The organism is Oerskovia sp. PE-21s (genome assembly GCF_056158145.1).
This window is the reverse complement of the sequence record NZ_JBUXJM010000002.1, coordinates 317,413-336,233: the sequence shown is the minus strand read 5'-3', so window position 1 is coordinate 336,233 and position 18,821 is coordinate 317,413. Positions and strand designations below refer to the sequence as shown.

General features: G+C 72.8%; 17 protein-coding genes. 6 read left to right on the top strand and 11 right to left on the bottom strand.

Features of this window, described 5'->3' with window-relative positions:
* Positions 1–70: 70 nt before the first annotated feature.
* Entirely contained in the window at positions 71–2,725 is a 2,655-nt protein-coding gene (locus ACZDYF_RS04475) for a DEAD/DEAH box helicase (protein ID WP_475053951.1), read from the top strand.
* A gap of 6 nt (positions 2,726–2,731) precedes the next feature.
* Here ACZDYF_RS04475 and ACZDYF_RS04470 read toward each other — a convergent pair whose 3' ends face one another.
* Entirely contained in the window at positions 2,732–3,682 is a 951-nt protein-coding gene (locus ACZDYF_RS04470; protein ID WP_475053947.1) for an Acg family FMN-binding oxidoreductase, read from the bottom strand.
* Positions 3,683–3,901: 219 nt separating this feature from the next.
* Between ACZDYF_RS04470 and ACZDYF_RS04465 the strand changes: the two genes are divergently transcribed.
* The 3 genes from ACZDYF_RS04465 (at position 3,902) to ACZDYF_RS04455 (ending at position 6,275) form a co-directional block, all read left to right on the top strand.
* Entirely contained in the window at positions 3,902–4,630 is a 729-nt protein-coding gene (locus ACZDYF_RS04465) for a VIT1/CCC1 transporter family protein (protein WP_475053944.1), read from the top strand.
* 15 nt (positions 4,631–4,645) lie between these two features.
* A complete protein-coding gene (gene ybaK / locus ACZDYF_RS04460) occupies positions 4,646–5,146 on the top strand; it encodes a Cys-tRNA(Pro) deacylase (RefSeq protein WP_475053939.1) in 501 nt (166 codons plus the stop codon).
* Between the two features lie 220 nt (positions 5,147–5,366).
* Positions 5,367–6,275, top strand: a complete 909-nt coding sequence (locus ACZDYF_RS04455; RefSeq protein ID WP_191789326.1) for a sulfurtransferase — start codon at positions 5,367–5,369, stop codon at positions 6,273–6,275.
* A gap of 106 nt (positions 6,276–6,381) precedes the next feature.
* On the opposite strand, the gene ACZDYF_RS04450 is transcribed toward ACZDYF_RS04455, so the two are convergent.
* Positions 6,382–7,710, bottom strand: a complete 1,329-nt coding sequence (locus ACZDYF_RS04450; RefSeq protein WP_475053933.1) for a DUF1254 domain-containing protein — start codon at positions 7,708–7,710, stop codon at positions 6,382–6,384.
* Positions 7,711–7,916: 206 nt separating this feature from the next.
* On the opposite strand from ACZDYF_RS04450, the gene ACZDYF_RS04445 reads away from it, so the two are divergent.
* Positions 7,917–8,366 (top strand): SufE family protein, encoded by a 450-nt coding sequence (locus ACZDYF_RS04445; RefSeq protein WP_475053929.1) that lies wholly within the window; start codon positions 7,917–7,919, stop codon positions 8,364–8,366.
* A gap of 7 nt (positions 8,367–8,373) precedes the next feature.
* Here ACZDYF_RS04445 and ACZDYF_RS04440 read toward each other — a convergent pair whose 3' ends face one another.
* The gene (locus ACZDYF_RS04440) at positions 8,374–8,658 is read right to left on the bottom strand and encodes a DUF3175 domain-containing protein (protein ID WP_475053927.1); all 285 of its coding nucleotides are present in this window, start codon (positions 8,656–8,658) and stop codon (positions 8,374–8,376) included.
* 118 nt (positions 8,659–8,776) lie between these two features.
* Positions 8,777–9,214, bottom strand: coding sequence for a winged helix-turn-helix transcriptional regulator (locus ACZDYF_RS04435; protein ID WP_475053921.1), 438 nt, complete (start codon positions 9,212–9,214; stop codon positions 8,777–8,779).
* A 163-nt stretch (positions 9,215–9,377) separates the two neighbouring features.
* Here ACZDYF_RS04435 and ACZDYF_RS04430 point away from each other — a divergent pair, with 163 nt between their 5' ends.
* Positions 9,378–9,749 (top strand): DoxX family protein, encoded by a 372-nt coding sequence (locus ACZDYF_RS04430; protein WP_475053918.1) that lies wholly within the window; start codon positions 9,378–9,380, stop codon positions 9,747–9,749.
* A 52-nt stretch (positions 9,750–9,801) separates the two neighbouring features.
* Here the strand turns inward: ACZDYF_RS04430 and ACZDYF_RS04425 are convergent, their stop codons facing one another.
* The 7 genes from ACZDYF_RS04425 to kdpB form a co-directional block, all read right to left on the bottom strand.
* Positions 9,802–10,770 carry a bile acid:sodium symporter family protein gene (locus ACZDYF_RS04425; RefSeq protein ID WP_475053912.1) on the bottom strand — a complete coding sequence of 323 codons (969 nt, stop codon included), beginning with the start codon at positions 10,768–10,770 and terminating at the stop codon, positions 9,802–9,804.
* A 113-nt stretch (positions 10,771–10,883) separates the two neighbouring features.
* Positions 10,884–11,654 carry an SDR family NAD(P)-dependent oxidoreductase gene (locus ACZDYF_RS04420; protein ID WP_475053907.1) on the bottom strand — a complete coding sequence of 257 codons (771 nt, stop codon included), beginning with the start codon at positions 11,652–11,654 and terminating at the stop codon, positions 10,884–10,886.
* 106 nt (positions 11,655–11,760) lie between these two features.
* On the bottom strand, positions 11,761–12,198 hold the full coding sequence (locus tag ACZDYF_RS04415; RefSeq protein WP_191796382.1) for a TFIIB-type zinc ribbon-containing protein: 438 nt from the start codon (positions 12,196–12,198) through the stop codon (positions 11,761–11,763).
* Positions 12,199–12,309: 111 nt separating this feature from the next.
* Positions 12,310–12,999, bottom strand: coding sequence for a response regulator (locus ACZDYF_RS04410; protein WP_475053901.1), 690 nt, complete (start codon positions 12,997–12,999; stop codon positions 12,310–12,312).
* Positions 12,996–15,659, bottom strand: coding sequence for a DUF4118 domain-containing protein (locus ACZDYF_RS04405; protein ID WP_475054603.1), 2,664 nt, complete (start codon positions 15,657–15,659; stop codon positions 12,996–12,998). The genes ACZDYF_RS04410 and ACZDYF_RS04405 overlap by 4 nt, the downstream gene beginning before the upstream one ends.
* A gap of 138 nt (positions 15,660–15,797) precedes the next feature.
* Positions 15,798–16,520 (bottom strand): potassium-transporting ATPase subunit KdpC, encoded by a 723-nt coding sequence (gene kdpC, locus ACZDYF_RS04400; protein WP_475053896.1) that lies wholly within the window; start codon positions 16,518–16,520, stop codon positions 15,798–15,800.
* Position 16,521: 1 nt separating this feature from the next.
* Entirely contained in the window at positions 16,522–18,744 is a 2,223-nt protein-coding gene (gene kdpB / locus ACZDYF_RS04395; protein ID WP_475053893.1) for a potassium-transporting ATPase subunit KdpB, read from the bottom strand.
* Positions 18,745–18,821 lie beyond the last annotated feature (77 nt).

Here is an 18,821-nt window from a genome sequence, read left to right as displayed (position 1 = left end):
GGTGCGCGCGACGAGGGCACCCGAGGCGCGCGATCCCCCGGGGGACAAGGCCTCTGCGACAATGGCCACGATGAGCACCACGACCCCCACCACCCGTCCCGAGCCCGGCCTGGTCCGTCACCTGCCGGCACCGGACGGCTCGGGCACCCCGGACCCTGACGCCCTCTACGAAGGGTTCACCGAGTGGGCCACCGAGACGGGGATCGACCTCTACGCGCACCAGGACGAGGCCGTCATCGAGATCTTCTCGGGCGCGCACGTCATCCTGGCCACGCCCACGGGCTCGGGGAAGTCGCTCGTGGCGGTCGGCGCGCACTACGCGGCCCTCGCCGCGCACCGCTCCGGCGCCCCCGGTCGCAGCTACTACACGGCCCCGCTCAAGGCGCTCGTGAGCGAGAAGTTCTTCGCGCTCGTCGCGGTGTTCGGCTCCGCGAACGTGGGCATGATGACGGGGGACTCGTCGGTCAACCCGACCGCGCCCATCATCTGCTGCACCGCGGAGATCCTCGCGAACATCGCGCTGCGCGACGGCGCGGACGCGGACGTCGCGCAGGTCGTCATGGACGAGTTCCACTACTACGCGGACCCGCAGCGCGGCTGGGCCTGGCAGGTCCCGCTCCTCGAGCTGCCCCAGGCGCAGTTCGTGCTGATGTCCGCGACGCTCGGCGACACCTCGACGTTCACCGAGGACCTCGAGTCGCGCACGGGACGTCCCGTCGCCGAGGTCACGAGCGCCGAGCGCCCCGTGCCGCTCACGTTCGCCTACGTCGCCGAGCCGCTGGGCGAGGTGATCGAGGAGCTCGTCACGACGCACCGCGCGCCCGTCTACGTCGTGCACTTCACGCAGAAGGACGCGGTCGACCGCGCCCAGGCCCTGCTGAGCATCAACGTCGCGAGCCGTTCGGAGAAGGACGCGATCGCGGCCGAGCTGGGCGACTTCCGCTTCACGTCGGGGTTCGGCAGGACGCTCAGCAAGTTCCTGCGCCACGGCGTGGGCGTGCACCACGCGGGCATGCTGCCCAAGTACCGGCGCGTGGTCGAGCGCCTGACCCAGGCGGGGCTGCTCAAGGTCGTGTGCGGCACCGACACCCTGGGCGTGGGCATCAACGTCCCCATCCGCACGGTCCTCATGACGAGCCTCGTGAAGTTCGACGGCGAGCGCATGCGCCACCTCACGGCGCGCGAGTTCCACCAGATCGCGGGCCGCGCCGGGCGCGCGGGCTACGACACGCTCGGCGAGGTCCTCGTCATGGCCCCCGAGCACGTGATCGAGAACCGCAAGCTGCTCGCCAAGGCCGGGGACGACCCCAAGAAGCTCAAGAAGATCGTGCGCAAGAAGGCTCCTGCCGGTGCGGTCAACTGGACCGACGCGACGTTCGAGCGCCTGCGCGACGCCGACCCCGAGGCCCTGACCAGCCACTTCACGGTCAACCACGCCATGGTGCTCAACGTGCTCGCGCGCGGTGACCGCGGCGTCGATCCAGTCCAGGCGATGAAGCACCTGCTCACGGCCAACCACGACACCGAGGCCCAGCGCGAGCGTCACGTGCGCCAGGTGTTCCGCATCTACCGCTCGCTGCGGGTCGCGGGCATCGTCGAGCGCGTACGCGTCCCCGACCCGACGTACCCGAGCGGGCAGCGCCCCACCGTGCGCCTCACGGTCGACCTGCCGCGCGAGTTCGCGCTCAACCAGCCGTTGTCGCCGTTCGCCCTCGCGGCCCTCGACCTGCTCGACGTCGAGTCCCCCACGCACGCGCTCGACGTCGTCTCGGTCCTGGAGGCGACGCTGTCCGACCCGCGCCAGGTGCTCGTCGCGCAGCAGCACCGGGCCCGCGGCGAGGCGGTGGCGGCCATGAAGGCCGAGGGGTACGAGTACGAGGAGCGCATGGCGCTGCTCGAGACCATCACGTGGCCCAAGCCGCTCGCGGACCTGCTCGAGCCTGCGTTCGTGACGTACAAGCACTCGAACCCGTGGGTCTCGGACGCCGAGCTCTCGCCCAAGTCGGTCGTGCGCGACATGGTCGAGCGGGCCATGACGTTCGCCGAGTTCGTCTCGGTGTACGGCCTGGACCGTACCGAGGGCGTGGTGCTGCGCTACCTCGCCGACGCGTACCGCTCGATGCGCCAGACGATCTCCGAGGAGCACCGCACCGAGGAGGTCCAGGACATCACCGAGTGGCTGGGCGAGCTGGTGCGCGGTACCGACTCGTCGCTGCTCGACGAGTGGGAGCGCCTGGCCAACCCTGTCGACGACGATGCGGACGACGAGGTCGGCGACGGCCCGCTGTCCGGCACGGGCGCCGAGGCCCCGGCCCGTCCCGTCACGGGCAACGCGCGCTCGTTCCGCGTCCTGGTCCGCAACGCACTGTTCCGTCGGGTCGAGCTCGCGGCGCGCGAGAACTACGACGCGCTCGAGGCCCTCGACAAGGCGAGCGGCTGGGACGGCGACGCGTGGGCCGACGCCCTCGACCCGATGTTCGAGCTGCACGGCAACGACGCGATCGGCGTGGACGCCGCGGCGCGCTCGTCGGCCCTCGTGCAGATCGTCGAGAACGGCGTGCGCCCCGACGGCGAGCGCGTCGAGCCCGGCACGTGGTTCGTCCGCCAGGTGCTCGACGACCCGGCCGGCGACCACGACTGGGCGATCAGCGCCGTCGTCGACCTCGCGGCGAGCGACGAGGCAGGCGCCGTGGTGCTGAGCGTCGTGGCGGTCGGGACGATCTGACGCGGCCTACCGCAGCACGTCGTCGGCCGGGCGGCGGGGCGTGCGGGGGGACGTCGCGCTGTAGCCCAGCCGCATGACCATCTGCGGGACGCCCGCGTCGAGCGCCGCGGTGAGCTCGGCCCGCGTGGCGGGGTTCTCGAGGACGGTGGTCGCGAACGAGGCGTGCACGAAGTACGTGGTCGCGGTCAGCAGGACGCGTTCGAGCGCCTGCCCGGCCGCGAGCCAGTCCTGCACGGTGTCACCCGGAGTCGTGAGGACCGCGAGCGTCGAACGGTGCTCGAACGCGGCCCGGTCGCTCGTGGAGTCCCCACCGAAGTGGCGCACGGGTGCCAGGGCGTCGTCGCTCGCGGGGCCGAGCGCAGAGACGGGGATCCCGTCGGGGCGGTCGGGGTCGTTCGTGACCCAGCGCGCCTGCTCGACGCGACCGGTGTGGTCCTTGCTGGCGGCCTCTTCGGCCCGCCGGACGAGGTCCAGCAGGACGGTCCGCTCAGGAGCCTGCGGCGCGAGGCTCACGAGGCGCGCGCCCTCGGAGGTGGCCGCCCTGTCGAGGTCGTCGACGACGTCGGCGTCGAGCGGCTGGTCCTCGAACGGGACGCGGGACGTCGAGCGCCGGTCGATCGCGACCGCGAGGTCGAGCTCGTCGGCGTCGGGCAGGACACCGGGGACCAGGTCGACGCGCGCGACGAGCGCGGGGTCGCCGTCGTCCGGGACCAGCGAGAGCACCGGACGGAAGGACTCGCGGCGGGCCGCGACCCGCAGGTTCGCCAGGAACGCCCCGCAGCTGATGAACATCTCCCGGCCTGCGGGGTCCGCGTGGGTCAGGCGGCGCGAGTCGTCGGCGCGCACGTCGAGCGTCGTGCCGTGCACGTGGACGGACCACGGCTGGGTGTTGTGCACGCTGGGAGCGCGGGACGCGGCCGCGAGGATCCGTTCGATTCTGGGGTCGTCGATGCTCATGTGCGTTCTCCCTGCTTCCGATGCGCCCCTGACGCATCCCCTGCCGGCGGTCACCTCTGCCACTCCGAGCGTCCCAGGAGGTGCCCGGGTCGGCCAGTGCCAAAGGTCCCGGCGGGGCCGAGGTGCAGGTCACAGGCCCGGCCGACCAGAAGGCGAGATCCGTCGTGGCGTACTCCGGCCCGCCACGACAGGCCCGCTCCCCCGTCCTACGGTGGCCTCATGAGCACACCGGGACCGCACACGACTCCGCACGAGGGCGAGCAGCACCGCAGCGAGGGGACCGGTGCACGGCTCAACCGCCTCCGCGCCGGGGTCCTCGGCGCGAACGACGGCATCGTGTCGACCGCGGGCGTGGTCGTGGGCGTCGCCGCGACCAGCACGTCGATCCCGGTCATCGCGACCGCGGGCGCCGCGGCGCTGCTCGCGGGGGCGCTGTCGATGGCCGCGGGCGAGTACGTCTCGGTGAGCACGCAGCGCGACACCGAGGAGGCCATGCTCGCCAAGGAGCGCCAGGAGCTCGCGACCATGCCCGACGAGGAGCTCGCCGAGCTCGCGGGGATCTACCGGGCAAAGGGGCTCACGCCCGAGCTCGCGCACGAGGTCGCGGTCCAGCTCACGGCGAACGACCCGCTCGCGGCCCACGCGGACGCCGAGCTGAACATCGACCCCGACGACCTGACGTCACCGTGGGAGGCAGCGGTCGCCTCGATCGTGTCGTTCACCGTGGGCGGCCTGCTGCCCATGGCGGCGATCCTGCTCGCGCCGACCCCCGCACGGATCCCGGTCACGTTCGTCGCGGTCGTCCTCGCGCTGGTCCTCACCGGCTGGGGCAGCGCACGGCTGGGGCAGGCGCCGACCCGGCGTGCGACGATCCGCACGGTCCTGGGCGGTGCGATCGCCATGGCGGTCACGTACGGCATCGGGTCGCTCGTCGACGTCAACGTCTAGGGGCACAATCGTCTCGTGGCAAAGAAGCAGAAGTCGCCCCACGCCGGCACCCCCGCGCTCGTCGCGCTCGAGAAGGCTGGTGTGCCGCACACCGTGCACCCCTACGAGCACGACCCGTCCTCCGACCTGAGCTACGGGCTCGAGGCCGCCGCGGCGATCGGCATCCCGGCCGAGCAGGTGTTCAAGACCCTGGTGACCTCGGTCGACGGGACGCTCGTGGTGGGTGTCGTGCCCGTGGACCGCAAGCTCGACCTCAAGGCCCTCGCGCACGCGGCGGGCGGCAAGAAGGCGGCGATGGCCGAGCAGGCCGCAGCCGAGCGCGCGACCGGGTACGTGGTGGGCGGCATCTCACCGCTCGGCCAGCGTCAGCGGCCGCGCACCGTGGTCGACGAGTCGGCCCTCGCGTTCGACGCGGTGTACGTCTCGGGCGGGCGCCGCGGTCTCGACGTGGGGCTGGCGCCCGCCGACCTGGTCTCGCTCACGGGCGCGGTGACGGCGCCGATCTCGCGAGACTGACGTCTCCTGCGACGGCTCCGCGGCCGCTACGGACCAGCGGGTAACACTGTCTCAGCATGCGCGACGGGCCTTCCGGTCCGTGGACCCCGTTCCTAGAGTGGCGAGCGTGCCCGAGCGGTACCCACCGCGCCGGCACGCTCCGCTCGACCCCGCCTGCGCCGTCCTGCCCGCATCCCCGCGACCCGCCTCTGCCAGTCCCACGAGCCCTCAGGAGGACACCATGTCCGCTCCCCTCGACACGACCGAGAAGATCGCCGCCTACGCCCACCCGGACCGCCTCGTCTCCACGGACTGGCTCGCCGAGCACCTGCACGACGAGAACGTGGTCGTGGTCGAGTCCGACGAGGACGTGCTGCTCTACGAGACCGGGCACATCCCGGGCGCGGTCAAGGTCGACTGGCACACCGACCTCAACGACCCCGACCTGCGCGACTACCTCGACGGCAAGGGCTTCGCCCAGCTCCTCGGGTCCAAGGGCATCTCGCGCGACACCACGGTCGTCCTGTACGGCGACAAGAACAACTGGTGGGCCGCGTACTCGGCGTGGGTCTTCACGCTGTTCGGTCACGAGGACGTCCGCCTCCTCGACGGCGGACGTGGCAAGTGGATCGCGGAGGGCCGCGAGACGACGACCGACGTCCCCACCCCGGAGCCCGTCGAGTACCCCGTGGTCGAGCGGGACGACGAGACGATCCGCGCCTTCAAGGAGGACGTGCTCGCGCACCTCGGCAACGGCCCGCTCGTCGACATCCGTTCGCCCCAGGAGTTCACGGGCGAGCGCCTGCACATCCCGGACTACCCCGAGGAGGGCGTGCTGCGCGGGGGCCACATCCCCACGGCGCGCAACGTCCCGTGGGCGACCGCGGTCGCAGCCGACGGCACGTACAAGTCGCGCGAGGAGCTCGAGGCGATCTACCAGGAGGGCGGCCTGGGCCTGTCGACCGACGACGACGTCATCACGTACTGCCGCATCGGTGAGCGCTCGAGCCACACCTGGTTCGCGCTGACGTATCTGCTGGGCTTCGACAAGGTCCGCAACTACGACGGCTCGTGGACCGAGTGGGGCAACGCGGTCCGCGTCCCGATCGTCAAGGGAGCCGAGCCGGGCGAGGTCCCAGCGCGCGTCTGACGTCCACCCGCTGATGCCCGACGGCGGTGGGCCGGGTCACGTACCCGGCCCACCGCCGTCGGGCATCCGTCGTCCGCCCGCGGCACGGCGCGGAGGTTCCGGCGACTCAGACCCTGCGCACGACCGGCGGGACCCAGCGCCCGTCGAGCGCCTCCGGGAGCGGGGCGTAGAGCCGCATCGTCACGCCTAGCGGACCGCGCGGCGCGGGGAGCCAGTTGGGCTCGCGGTCCGCGCCCGGGCTCTCGTGCTGCAGGTAGAGGTCGAGCGACCCGTCCTCGCCGTACCGCAGGTCGTCGCGGTCGCCGATCGCGAACCGGTCGAGAGCGTTCGCCACCTGGAAGCCCTCCGCGTCGTACATCGTGACGGACCAGAAGGCCGCGGCGGGCGGGAGCTGGTCCGCGTCGAAGTGCAGCACGTAGTCGTGGTCCCCGTCCAGGGCCTGGCCGTCCGCGTCGGTCGCGAGGAGCGGGTAGATCGCGTCCTCGACGGGGTTTGCCCCCAGCCCGACGAGCGTGACGACGGCCCGCTTGAGGTAGGAGTTCCCGAAGACGCCCATGGTGTCGCGGTAGAGCATCCACCCGTTGGCCAGGGTCCCGAGCGTCGCGCGTGACGTGTCCAGCAGCGCGCGGGCGCTCGCCGCCCCGGCCTCGATCTCGGCGATCTCGGCGTCGTCGAACTGCCCGGGGTCGAAGTCCTCGCCCGGGACGATGCCCAGCGCACCGATGCGCGCGAGCACCGAGAAGTCGGTCAGGTGCGGCGGGTTCGTGTCGAGGAGCCTGGTCGCGTAGGTGAAGAAGTCGACCGCGCCGAGGGAGTCGACCAGGCGCAGCGGCTCGGTCCGCGTGTCCGCGGTCGGGTCGATCTCGAACGGCGGGCGCTCCCCCAGCTCCACCACCGACAGGCCGTCCTGCACCGCGTGGACCGCGGGGTAGTCCGCGACGCCGTTGGTCTGGATGCGCCCGATGACCCACACCTGCGGGGTCGGCGCGACGATCAGCGCGGCGTCCTCCGGGAGGTCGTCGTAGAACTCCGTGAGGTCGCCCTCGTAGTCCGGTCCGACGATCAGGTAGTCCCCCGCGCCCGTCCCCGTGGTCCGCTTGCCGATCGTCGCGAAGACCTCGGTCCACATGTCCAGCAGGGGCAGCATGTAGTAGCGGTCGTCGGTGTCGGGCACGTGGAGCAGCACGGGGCCGTCGGTCAGGTCGAGCCACAGGTTCGCGTACAGCGTGTCGAAGTTGGGGCGGACCACGGCCCGGAAGTCCGCGGGCGGGAACTCCCGCAGGTGGTGGAACTCGTTGGGCGGCCCGAACCCGGGCCGGACGCCCGCTGGCAGGTTCGTGGCCTGACGCCGGCTGAGGTCCATGGTGACCAGCGGGTACAGGTAGACGTACGCCTCGTGGCTCAGCGTGCGCAGGTCGTTCGACAGGGTTCCCATGACGCTCCGTCCGTCGGCGCCGTGCGTCGGCGCACTCGTGGCTCAACGTATCCAGGAGGAGCGTGCGGTGCGCGTCGAGCACGGAGTCCCGGGCCCGGGCGGGCCTCGCGGCCTGTCCCCGGTCTCCCGGGCACCGCCCGACGGCGGGCCCGTCCGCTGGGCGGTCCGGCGCTGCCCCGGCGCGCCGCGGGTGGGAAGATCGACGGATGACCGACGACGCCGCGACCGCCCTGCCCCCGGTCCTCACCGAGATCCGCGACGACTTCCTCGCGCTCGGCGAGCGCGACCGCCTCCAGCTCCTCCTCGAGTTCTCGCGCGAGCTCCCGGACCTGCCCGCGCGCTACCAGAACGCCCCCGGGCTGCTCGAGCGCGTCGAGGAGTGCCAGTCGCCCGTGCGGGCGTTCGCCGAGGTCGAGGCGGACGGGGTCCACCTGTACGCGACCGCTCCGGCCGAGGCTCCCACCACGCGCGGCTTCGCCTCGATCCTGGCGCAGGGGCTCGACGGGCTGACGCCCGAGCAGGCGCTCGCCGTGCCCGACGACTACCCGTTCATGATCGGGCTGACGAACGCGGTGAGCCCTCTGCGGCTCAACGGCATGACGGGCATCCTGCTGCGCGCCAAGCGGCAGATCCGCGAGCAGGTCGCGGCGGTCTGAGAAACCCTCAGTCTCGGCCGAACGCCTTGCGCAGCTCGACCTTGGCCTGCTCGAGGATCTCTCGCCGCTCGGTCGGGAGGTTGTCCCCCGCCCGGTTCACGTAGAACGTCAGCATCGACATCGCGGACTGGAAGGGCGTGCCCTTGCGTCGAGAGCTGTGCTCGGCCGACCGTTTGAGCGACGCAGCGATCTCCGCCGGGTCGTCGCCCGCGAAGACCCCCTCCTCGAGGTCGAGCGCATCGCTGTGCTCGGTCACGTCCTGGGACCATCGTTCCGTGTCGTCGGGGGTCATGCTCCGACGCTAGGTACCTGGGGGTCCCGCTCGCACGTCGAAGCGCCCGGACCGACCCGGCGCGCGTGGTCGACGGCGGTCGTGCCGGACGGCAGCAAGGCAGGGCGGCGTGCTGGGGTCAGCCGCGACCGGCCTGCGCGTCGAAGCGCTCGCGGTGCCCCTGGATCTCGTCGGTGTTCTCCATGGCCCAGTCCACGAGGGCCAGGACCGGCGGCAGCAACGTGCGACCCAGGGCGGTGAGCTCGTAGTCGACGCGCGGCGGGACGACCGCGTGGACCGTGCGGCTGACGAGTCCGTCGCGTTCGAGCTGGCGCAGGTTGAGCGTGAGCATGCGCTGGGAGATCCCGCTGATGCCGTGCAGCAGCTCCGTGAAGCGCAACGGGCCGCTCGAGAGCGTGCCGAGGATGAGTGCGCTCCACTTGTCCCCGACCCGGTCCAGGACGCGCCGGACCTCGCTGCTCGCGTGGTCGGCACCGCAGCCGCCACCGTCGGGGACGGGCACGTGCAGGGCGTCGGGAGCGGGCGACCCGTGGGCGCCGCTGGCCGTGGCGGACATGAGACCTCCGTTCCTGGACCCACCGGAACACCGGTGTGCCTTTTGTAGGGCTCCCTCAGGTTACCCATGATGTCCTCCGGCACAAAAGGTGACCGACCCTACGGACAGTTACCGGCCCAGGCCTCTTCGGCGCACCTCGCGCCACGACATCGAAGGAAAACCCATGAACATCGCCCTCTGGATCGCCGCAGGTCTGCTCGCCGTCGCCTTCGCCGGCGCGGGCTTCATGAAGCTCACGACCCCCGCCGGCAAGCTGATGGAGCAGATGCGCTGGGTCACGCCGGAGCGCCTGACGGCGGTCCGGGTGCTCGGGGCGCTCGAGATCCTCGGCGCCGTCGGCCTGATCCTGCCGCTCGTGACCGGCGTCGCGCCGATCCTGACCCCGATCGCGGCGGTCGGCCTGGCGATCACGCAGCTCGGCGCCATCCCGCTGCACGTCCGCCTCGGCGAGAAGCAGTCCGTGCCGGTCAACACCGTCCTGCTGCTGCTCGCGCTGTTCGTCGCCGTGGGGCGCTTCGCCGGCTGGGGCGAGTGACGGCGTCTGGCACCCCGGGCGCCCTCGTCGCGCACCCCGCGGCGAGGGCCCCTCAGCCCTCGTCGCGCAGCGCCAACCGGCGCGCCAGGACCGCGCACACGATGAGCTGGAGCTGGTGGAAGACGATGACCGGGACGGCGATCGTGCCCGCGACCGCGACCGGGAAGAGCACCGCGGCCATGGGAAGCCCCGTCGCCAGGCTCTTCTTGGAGCCGCACATGAGCAGCGCGATGCGGTCCTCGACGTCGAGCCGCAGCCCCGCCCCGCCCCACCACGTCACCGCGAGCATGACCGCGAGGATCACCGCGCTGATCCCGACGAGCGCGAGGATCGTCCACCCCGAGATCCCCGCCCACACGCCCGCGCTCGTCGCGGCGGCGACCGCGCCGAAGACCACGATCAGGATCGTGCCGCGGTCCACGGACAGCGTGAGCCACCGCCTGGCCCGGACCCACCGGCCCACGAACGGCTGCAGGAGCTGGCCCACGACGAACGGGGCGAGCAGGTGCAGCAGGACGTCTCGCAGGCCGCTCAAGCCTCCCGTCGCGCCGCTCGACGACATGAACCACAGGACCAGCAGCGGCGTCACGACCATGCCCACGACGTTCGAGACTGTCGCACCGCAGATCGCGCCCGCGATGTTCCCGCGCGCGACCGACGTGAACGCGACCGACGACTGGACGGTCGAGGGCAGCAGCGACAGGAACAGGATCCCCGCCGCGAGCGGCGCCCCGACCACGGGCGTCACGGCCCACGAGACCCCGAGCCCGACGAGGGGGAAGACCACGTACGTCGAGGCGAGGATGCCGCCCTGGAGACGGACGTTCCTCAGCCCGGCCCAGACCTCGGTCGTCGACAGACGCATCCCGTAGACCAGGAACAGCACCGCGACCGCGACGTCCGCGACCGTGTCCACGACCCGCTGGACATCCGCCGGGACGGGCACCACGAGGCCCAGGACCATGGTCGCGACCAGCGCCACGATGAACGGGTCGACCCACTGCTTGAGAACCTGGCGCACGGGACCCGAGTCTAGGTGCCGCCCGGCGCGGCGGGCCCCGCCGGACCAGCACGTGGCAGAACGGGCGAGCCCTGGAGGCCACGCTCGTCCTGACACGGGAGCACGTCAGCAGGTCAGAACAGCGTGTACCCGCCGTCGACCGTCACGACGGCCCCCGTCATGAAGCTCGACGCCTCGCTCGCGAGCATGACCACGACCGGCCCCAGCTCGGCCGGCGTCCCCCACCGCTTCATCGCCGCGGGCGCCACGCAGTCGTCGTAGTACTCCGGCTGGTCGACCGGCGACGCCTCGGTGAGGATGTACCCGGGCGCGATCGCGTTGACCCGGATCCCGTGCGGCGCCCACTCTGCCGCCAGCCCCTTGGTGAGCTGGTGCACCGCAGCCTTCGACGCCAGGTACGCGGGCTGCCAGCGGGGGCGGTTCACGATCTGCGCGGACATCGAGCCGACGTTGACGATCGCCCCGCCCCGCCCGTCCGCGACCATCTGTCGGGCCACGGCCCGCGAGCAGTACCAGACGCCGTCGAGGTTCGTCGCGAGCGTGCGGTGCCACACGTCGTCCTCGATCTCCAGGGCCGCGCCCCCGATCGAGATCCCCGCGTTGTTGACGAGCACGTCCACCCCGCCGCCCTCGCGCCCGACCTGCGCGACGACGTCGTCCACCTGCTCGCGGTCCGTCACGTCGAGCTCGTAGCCGTGCGCGTCGAGCCCCAGCGCGCGCAGCTCGTCGGCCGCGGACCCCGCGGCCTCGAGCGTGGTCGCGGTCAGCGCGACGAGCGCGCCCGCCTCGCCCAGGGCCTGGGCGAGGCCACGGCCGATGCCCCGGCTCCCGCCCGTGATCAGGGCCGTGCGGCCGGCGAGCGAGAACGAGTCCAGGACGGGCATGGGTCTTCCGATCAAGAGCGAGGTGAGGGGCAGGCCTGGCGTGCGACCGCGGCCCGGAGGTACGACGACGGCGCCGACCCCGCCTGGGGGCCGGCGCCGCGGCGGCTCAGAAGTCGAACAGGTCCTCGAGCCAGGACTCCTTCTTCTTGCGCTTGCGGTAGCGCGGGTCGTCGCTGCGGTACTGGTCGGAGCCGCGGTAGCGGTCGTCCCCGCGGTACTCGTCACGGCGACGGTCGTCACCCCGGTAGTCGTCGCGGCGACGGTCGTCGGCGTACCCGTAGGGCGCTTGCGGCGGGACCGGGAGCTGCTGCGTCGGCGGGTACTGCACGGGCGGCGGTGTCGCGGCGCGGGGCGCACCGTGCGGCGCGGCGGCCGCGGCGGGGCCACCGGCCTCGGCAGCGATCTCGGCCTCGAGGCTGCGGTCGATGATCTTGTCGAGCTCACCCCGGTCGAGCCACACGCCGCGGCACGTGGGGCAGTAGTCGATCTCCACGCCCTTGCGGTCGGACATCACGAGCACGGTCTGGTCGAGAGGGCACAGCATGACGGGTCTCCTTCGTCGGGTCGAACGCTCAACGGTCGGCGCGCGGCGGTGGTTCCCGCGCGCCCGGACAGGCCGGGCGGCGGGACCGTGCCACAGGGTACGACGGGCGGGTCAGACCTCGAAGAGGTAGCCCATGCCCGGCTGGGTGATGATGTGCCGCGGGTTCGCGGGGTCGTCCTCGAGCTTTCGCCGCAGCTGCGCGGTGTACACGCGCAGGTAGTTGGTCTCGGCCGAGTACGCGGGCCCCCACACGTCGTGCAGGAGCTGGATCCGCCCGACCATGCGGCCCCGGTGGCGCACCAGGACCTCGAGCAGCGACCACTCGGTCGGGCTGAGGCGCACCTCCTGCCCACCGCGCAGCACGCGGCGCCGGGCCAGGTCGATCCGCAGGTCGCCCGCCTCCACGACGGGCTCGGACGCCTCGGCCGGCTGGGCGCGGCGCACCGCGGCCCGCAGCCGCGCGAGCAGCTCGTTCATCGCGAACGGCTTCGTCACGTAGTCGTCCGCGCCCGCGTCGAGCGCGTCGACCTTGTCGTCGCCGAGCTGGCGGGCCGAGAGCACCACGATGGGCACGGCGCTCCATCCGCGGACGCCCTCGATGACCTCGAGGCCCGAGAGGTCCGGCAGGCCCAGGTCGAGCAGGATCACGTCGGGGCGGGCGCTCGCTGCCGCGTCGAGCGCCTCGGCACCGGTCGTGGCCACGGTCACGTCCCACCCGTGCGCGCGCAGGTTGATGGCGAGGGCGCGCACGAGCCCGGTGTCGTCGTCGACGACCAGCACCCTGTTGCCGTCGACGCTCATCCGCGCACCTCGCCCTTCTCGTCGTCCGTCGTACCTTTCGTGCCTGTCATGCCTGTCATGCCACCGCTGTCAGTGCTCACGGCGTCATCCTCCCGTGCGTCGCGCGGCACGGTGACCACCATGGTCAGCCCGCCGCCCGGCGTGTCCTCGGGCGTGATGGTCGCGCCCACGGCCCGCGCGAGCCCGTCCGCGACGGCCAGGCCCAGTCCCAGCCCCTCGCCGGTCGTGTCGCCGAGACGCTGGAAGGGCTCGAACATGCGGACCTTGGACTCGTCGGACAGGCCACGACCCGTGTCGACGATGCGCAGCTCGATCTCGCGCGGGCCGGCCGACGCCGTGATCCGTACGGGCTCGCCGGGTGGGCTGTGTCGCACGGCGTTCGACGTGAGGTTCGCGACCGCACGCTCGAGCAGCCCGGGGTCGGTGCGCACGAGGGGCAGGTCGTCGGGCACGTCGAGACGGACGGCGCCCGGCCCGTAGGGCTCGACCGCGAGAGGCACGACCTCGTCGACCGACGCCGCACGCAGGACAGGCCGCACGCTGCCCGTCTGGAGCCGGGAGAGGTCCAGCAGGTTGTCGATGAGCTTCTCGAGCCGCCCCGTCGAGTCCTGGATGGTCCGGGTCAGGGTCTCGGTGTCCTCGGCGTCGAGGTCGACGTCCGGGGAGGCCAGCCCGTCGACAGCCGTGCGGATCGAGGCGAGCGGGGTACGAAGGTCGTGCGAGACGGCCGCGAGCAGCGCGGTGCGGGTCGCGTCGGCCTCCTCGAGGACGGCGGCCTGGGCGGCCTGCTCACGCAGCCGCCGGTACTCCAGGACGAGCCCTGCCTGGGCAGCGAAGGCCTCGAGGACCTGCCGGTCGCTCGCGGGCAGCGCCCGCCCCCACAGCGACAGCCGGTGCGAGTCGTCGACGCGCAGCTCTGTCCGCTCGGCGTCGTCCAGGTGCCCGACGGCGGAGCGCGCCCCGGTGCGCCCGTCACCGTCGGCGGCCGGCGCGTCGCCCGCGGCGCGGCCCGTGGTCGCGACCGTCCGCCAGGGGCTGCGCTCCCCCGCACGCGACTCGAGCTCGACCCGTGACAGGCCGAACGTCTCGGCGAGCCGCGTGACGATCGCCTGCGCGGTGTCCTCGCCCGAGAGGACGGACCGCGAGAGCGCGGCGAGGGTCGAGGCCTCGGCCCTCGCCCGGTACGCCTGCACGGTCCGCCGGGCCGCGAGGTCCACGACCGAGGCGACGGCGGCCGCGACGAGCACGAACACCAGCAGCGCCAGGAGGTTCTCCGGGTCCTGGACCGTGAGGAACCCCGTCGGGGGGGTGAAGAACCAGTTGAGGCACAGGAACGACACGACGGCCGCGGCGACGGCGGGCCAGAGCCCGCCCACGAGCGCCACGCCCACCGACCCGGCGAGGAACAGCATGAGCTCGGTCGAGAGCGACACGTCGTCGCGCAGCAGCCAGAAGATCCCGGTGAGGACGGCGGGGACGACGAAGGCCAGTGCCCACCCGGCGGCCCTGCGCCGCCGGGACAGCGCCGACCAGCGCCCCCGCAGGAGCCTGCCCGTGCGGGCCTTCTCGTGCGTCACGAGGTGGACGTCGATCGTCCCGGCCAGGCGCGCGATCTCCGTGCTCGACGAGCCCAGCAGCGCCTCGCGCCAGCGCGAGTGCCGAGAGACGCCCACGACGATCATGGTCGCGTTGACGCCTTGCGCGAAGTCGACGACGGCCGACGCGACGTCCTCCCCCACGACCGTGTGGAACGTCCCGCCGAGCGACTCGACGAGCTCACGCGACGCCGCGATGGCCGCCGGCGGGGCGCTGGGCAGCCCGTCGGTCGCGAGCACGTGCACCGCGACGAGCTCGGAGCCCGCGGCACGCTGGGCGATGCGGGCCCCTCGGCGCAGCAGCGTCTCGCCCTCGGGACCTCCCGTCACGGCGACCACGATGCGCTCGCGCGCGGGCCACGTGCCGACGATCGCGTGGTCGGCCCGGTAGCGGGTCAGGGCGTCGTCGACGCGGTCGGCGAGCCACAGGAGCGCGAGCTCGCGCAGGGCCGTGAGGTTGCCCGTGCGGAAGTACGACGACAGCGAGGCGTCGATCTGCTCGGCCCGGTACACGTTGCCGTGCGCGAGACGGCGGCGCAGCGCCTGGGGCGAGAGGTCGACGAGCTGGATCTGGTCGGCGTCGCGCACGACCTGGTCGGGCACGGTCTCGCGCTGGCGCACGCCCGTGATGGCCTCGACGTCTCCGGTGAGCGACTCGAGGTGCTGCACGTTGACCGTGGTCACGACGTCGATGCCCGCGGCCAGGAGGTCCTGCACGTCCTGCCAGCGCTTGAGGTGCCGCGAGCCGGGCGCGTTGGTGTGCGCGAGCTCGTCGACCAGCGCCACCTGGGGCGCGCGGGCGATCACGGCGTCCACGTCGAGCTCGGTCAGCTCGACGTCGCGGTGGCTCACGACGCGACGCGGCACCACCTCGAGGTCCCCGATCTGCGTGATCGTGGCGGCACGCCCGTGGGTCTCGACGAGCCCCACGACCACGTCCGTGCCGCGTGCTCGCCGCCGTTGCGCCTCGCCGAGCATCGCGTACGTCTTGCCCACGCCCGGGGCCGCTCCGAGGTACACGGTGAGCAGCCCGGGGCGGCGAGTGGCGCCGTCGGGCCGCTGGATGGTCTCTGCCGGGGACGCGCCCGGGTCCGGGCGCCCCTCCTGGGGGCTCCCGGACCCTGCGGCCTCCTGTCCGCCGCGCGTCTCAGGCACGGGGCACCCGCGCCGTCCGGTCCACGGCGGAGGGCCTCGCGCTCGTCGTCATGGGTTCATCTTCTCCGAGTTCTCGAGCGCGAGGTTGAGCTCGAGCACGTTGACGCGCGGTTCGCCCAGGACGCCGAGGTCCCGGCCCGCGGTGTGCTGTGCCACGAGGTCCGCGACCACGGCCTCGTCGATGCCCCTCGCCTCGGCCACGCGCTCGACCTGCAGCGCCGCGTACGCGGGGCTGATCTGCGGGTCGAGGCCCGACGCCGAGGCCGTGAGCGCGTCGGCCGGCAGCGACGCGGGGTCCACGCCGTTGAGGTCCGCGAGCGCCGCGCGGCGCTCGTCGATCGAGGCGACGAGCTCCGGGTTGAGCGGCCCGAGGTTGGTACCCGCCGAGGCGAGCGTGTCGTACCCGTCGCCCGCGGCCGAGGGCCGCCCGTGGAACCAGCGCTCGGCGTCGTCGGCCTCCGCGAAGTCCTGCCCGATCAGCGCGGACCCGACGACGGGGGCCCCCTCCGCACCGGTGTCGGTGATCGACGTGGCGTGCGTGCCGTCGCTGCGCACGAGCGAGCCGTTCGCCTGCCACGGCAGGGCGAGCTGCCCGACGCCCCACACCACGAGGGGGTACGCCACGCCGAGGAGCAGCGTGAGGACGATCAGGACGCGCAGGCCCGCGAGCGTCTGCCGGAACAGTGAGGCGGCACCGGCCGAGGCCGAGGGGCGCGCGAGGGGGGCGGGGCGTCCGGGGACGCCCGCAGGGGTCGAGAGAGTTCCAGGCATGTCAGCCAATCCCGGGGATGAGGGAGATCACGAGGTCGATGAGCTTGATCCCGACGAACGGGGCGACGAGGCCGCCCACGCCGTAGACCAGGAGGTTGCGGCGCAGCATCGCCGACGCCGACGAGGGCCGGTACCGCACGCCCTTGAGCGAGAGCGGGATGAGCACCAGGATGATGAGCGCGTTGAACACCACGGCCGACAGGATGGCCGACTCGGGGCTCGACAGGCGCATGACGTTGAGCACCGCGAGCTGCGGGAACACGACCATGAACATCGCGGGCAGGATCGCGAAGTACTTCGCGATGTCGTTCGCGATCGAGAAGGTCGTCAGGGCCCCGCGCGTGATGAGGAGCTGCTTGCCGATCTCGACGATCTCGATGAGCTTGGTCGGGTCGGAGTCGAGGTCCACCATGTTGCCCGCCTCCTTGGCGGCGGTGGTCCCGGTGTTCATCGCGACGCCCACGTCGGCCTGCGCCAGGGCGGGGGCGTCGTTGGTGCCGTCGCCCGCCATGGCGACGAGCCGCCCGCCGGCCTGCTCGCGCCGGATGAGCGCGAGCTTGTCCTCGGGCGTCGCCTCGGCCAGGACGTCGTCGACGCCCGCTTCGGCGGCGATCGCCCGCGCGGTCACGGCGTTGTCGCCCGTGACCATGACGGTGCGGATGCCCATGGCGCGCAGCTCGTCGAACCGTTCGCGCATGCCCGCCTTGACGACGTCCTTGAGGTGGACGACGCCCAGCACGCGCGCGGGTCCCTCGCCGACCTGCTCGGCCACGACGAGCGGCGTACCGCCCGAGGAGCTCACGGCGTCGACGTGGGCCGCGAGCTGTTCGGCAACCTCGTCACCGGGCCCGCCGCTCGCGGCCCCGGTCGAGTGCACCCAGCGCTGGACCGCGCTGCCGGCACCCTTGCGGATGCGGCGAACGCGCCCGTCGGGCAGCGCCAGGTCGATCCCGCTCATGCGCGTCTGCGCGGTGAAGGGCACCATCTCGGCGCCCGCGATGGCCTCCGGCTGGTCGACGTGCGCGTCACCCAGCCCGAACCGCTCGCGCACGAGCACCACGATGCTCTTGCCCTCGGGCGTCTCGTCCGCGAGCGAGGAGAGCCGGGCAGCCTCGGCGAGCTGCGCCGTCGTGACACCGCCGACCGTCAGGAGGTCGGCCGCCTGACGGTTGCCGTACGTGATGGTGCCGGTCTTGTCGAGCAGCAGGACGTCCACGTCTCCCGCGGCCTCGACCGCACGTCCCGACATCGCGAGCACGTTGCGCTGGACGAGCCGGTCCATGCCCGCGATGCCGATCGCGGACAGCAGCGCCCCGATGGTCGTGGGGATGAGGCACACGAGCAGGGAGATCAGGACGATCATCGACTGCTTGGACCCCGAGTACACCGCGAACGGCTGGAGCGTCACGACGGCCAGCAGGAAGATGATCGTGAGCGAGGTCAGCAGGATGTTGAGCGCGATCTCGTTGGGCGTGCGCTGGCGCTCCGACCCCTCGACGAGCGCGATCATGCGATCGACGAACGTGTGACCCGCAGGGGCCGTGATCCGCACGACGATCGTGTCGGACAGGACGACGGTCCCGCCCGTGACCGCCGACCGGTCGCCGCCCGACTCGCGGATCACGGGGGCGGACTCGCCCGTGATCGCGGACTCGTCGACCGACGCGACACCCTCGATCACGTCGCCGTCACCGGGGACGATCTCGCCCGCCCGGACAACCACCACGTCCCCGACGCCCAGCGTCGAGGAGGGAACCTCCGCCGTCGGGAGGGCAGCGAGGCCCGTGCCCGACGCCAGGGTGTCGGACGGAGCCATGACGCGCCGTGCGGTCGTCTGCTGCTGGGTCGCGCGCAGGCTCGACGCCTGCGCCTTGCCGCGGCTCTCCGCGATCGACTCGGCGAGCGTCGCGAACAGTACGGTCGCCCACAGCCACACCGCGATGGCCCACGCGAACACGCTGGGCTCGAACGCGGCCAGCAGCGTCGTGGCCACGGCCCCGAGCTCGACGACGAACAGCACGGGCGACGTGTACAGCTCGCGCGGGTCGAGCTTGCGGAACGCACCGGGCAGCGCGGCCCGGACCTGCGGCCACGAGAGCGACGCCCCCCGCCCAGGCCCGGCCTTGCGGCCGCCGGAGCTGCCAGCCGAGCCAGCAGACGCCGACGAACCAGCCTCACCATCACTGACAGCACCTGCTGGGCCCCCGGCGACAGGAAGCAACACCGCATCGGACACCCCAGCAGGCGCGTCCCCGCGGGGGGTGGGACGGGTCGTGGCGGGTCTGGCGGAGGACCGAGGAA

What these genes read in the sequence shown, in the direction of transcription:
- ACZDYF_RS04475 (WP_475053951.1), top strand. Translation starts at nt 71, where the DNA reads ATGAGCACCACGACCCCCACCACCCGTCCCGAGCCCGGCCTGGTCCGT.
- ACZDYF_RS04470 (WP_475053947.1), bottom strand. Translation starts at nt 3,682, where the DNA reads ATGAGCATCGACGACCCCAGAATCGAACGGATCCTCGCGGCCGCGTCC.
- ACZDYF_RS04465 (WP_475053944.1), top strand. Translation starts at nt 3,902, where the DNA reads ATGAGCACACCGGGACCGCACACGACTCCGCACGAGGGCGAGCAGCAC.
- ACZDYF_RS04455 (WP_191789326.1), top strand. Translation starts at nt 5,367, where the DNA reads ATGTCCGCTCCCCTCGACACGACCGAGAAGATCGCCGCCTACGCCCAC.
- ACZDYF_RS04450 (WP_475053933.1), bottom strand. Translation starts at nt 7,710, where the DNA reads ATGGGAACCCTGTCGAACGACCTGCGCACGCTGAGCCACGAGGCGTAC.
- ACZDYF_RS04445 (WP_475053929.1), top strand. Translation starts at nt 7,917, where the DNA reads ATGACCGACGACGCCGCGACCGCCCTGCCCCCGGTCCTCACCGAGATC.
- ACZDYF_RS04440 (WP_475053927.1), bottom strand. Translation starts at nt 8,658, where the DNA reads ATGACCCCCGACGACACGGAACGATGGTCCCAGGACGTGACCGAGCAC.
- ACZDYF_RS04435 (WP_475053921.1), bottom strand. Translation starts at nt 9,214, where the DNA reads ATGTCCGCCACGGCCAGCGGCGCCCACGGGTCGCCCGCTCCCGACGCC.
- ACZDYF_RS04430 (WP_475053918.1), top strand. Translation starts at nt 9,378, where the DNA reads ATGAACATCGCCCTCTGGATCGCCGCAGGTCTGCTCGCCGTCGCCTTC.
- ACZDYF_RS04420 (WP_475053907.1), bottom strand. Translation starts at nt 11,654, where the DNA reads ATGCCCGTCCTGGACTCGTTCTCGCTCGCCGGCCGCACGGCCCTGATC.
- ACZDYF_RS04415 (WP_191796382.1), bottom strand. Translation starts at nt 12,198, where the DNA reads ATGCTGTGCCCTCTCGACCAGACCGTGCTCGTGATGTCCGACCGCAAG.
- ACZDYF_RS04410 (WP_475053901.1), bottom strand. Translation starts at nt 12,999, where the DNA reads ATGAGCGTCGACGGCAACAGGGTGCTGGTCGTCGACGACGACACCGGG.
- kdpC (WP_475053896.1), bottom strand. Translation starts at nt 16,520, where the DNA reads ATGCCTGGAACTCTCTCGACCCCTGCGGGCGTCCCCGGACGCCCCGCC.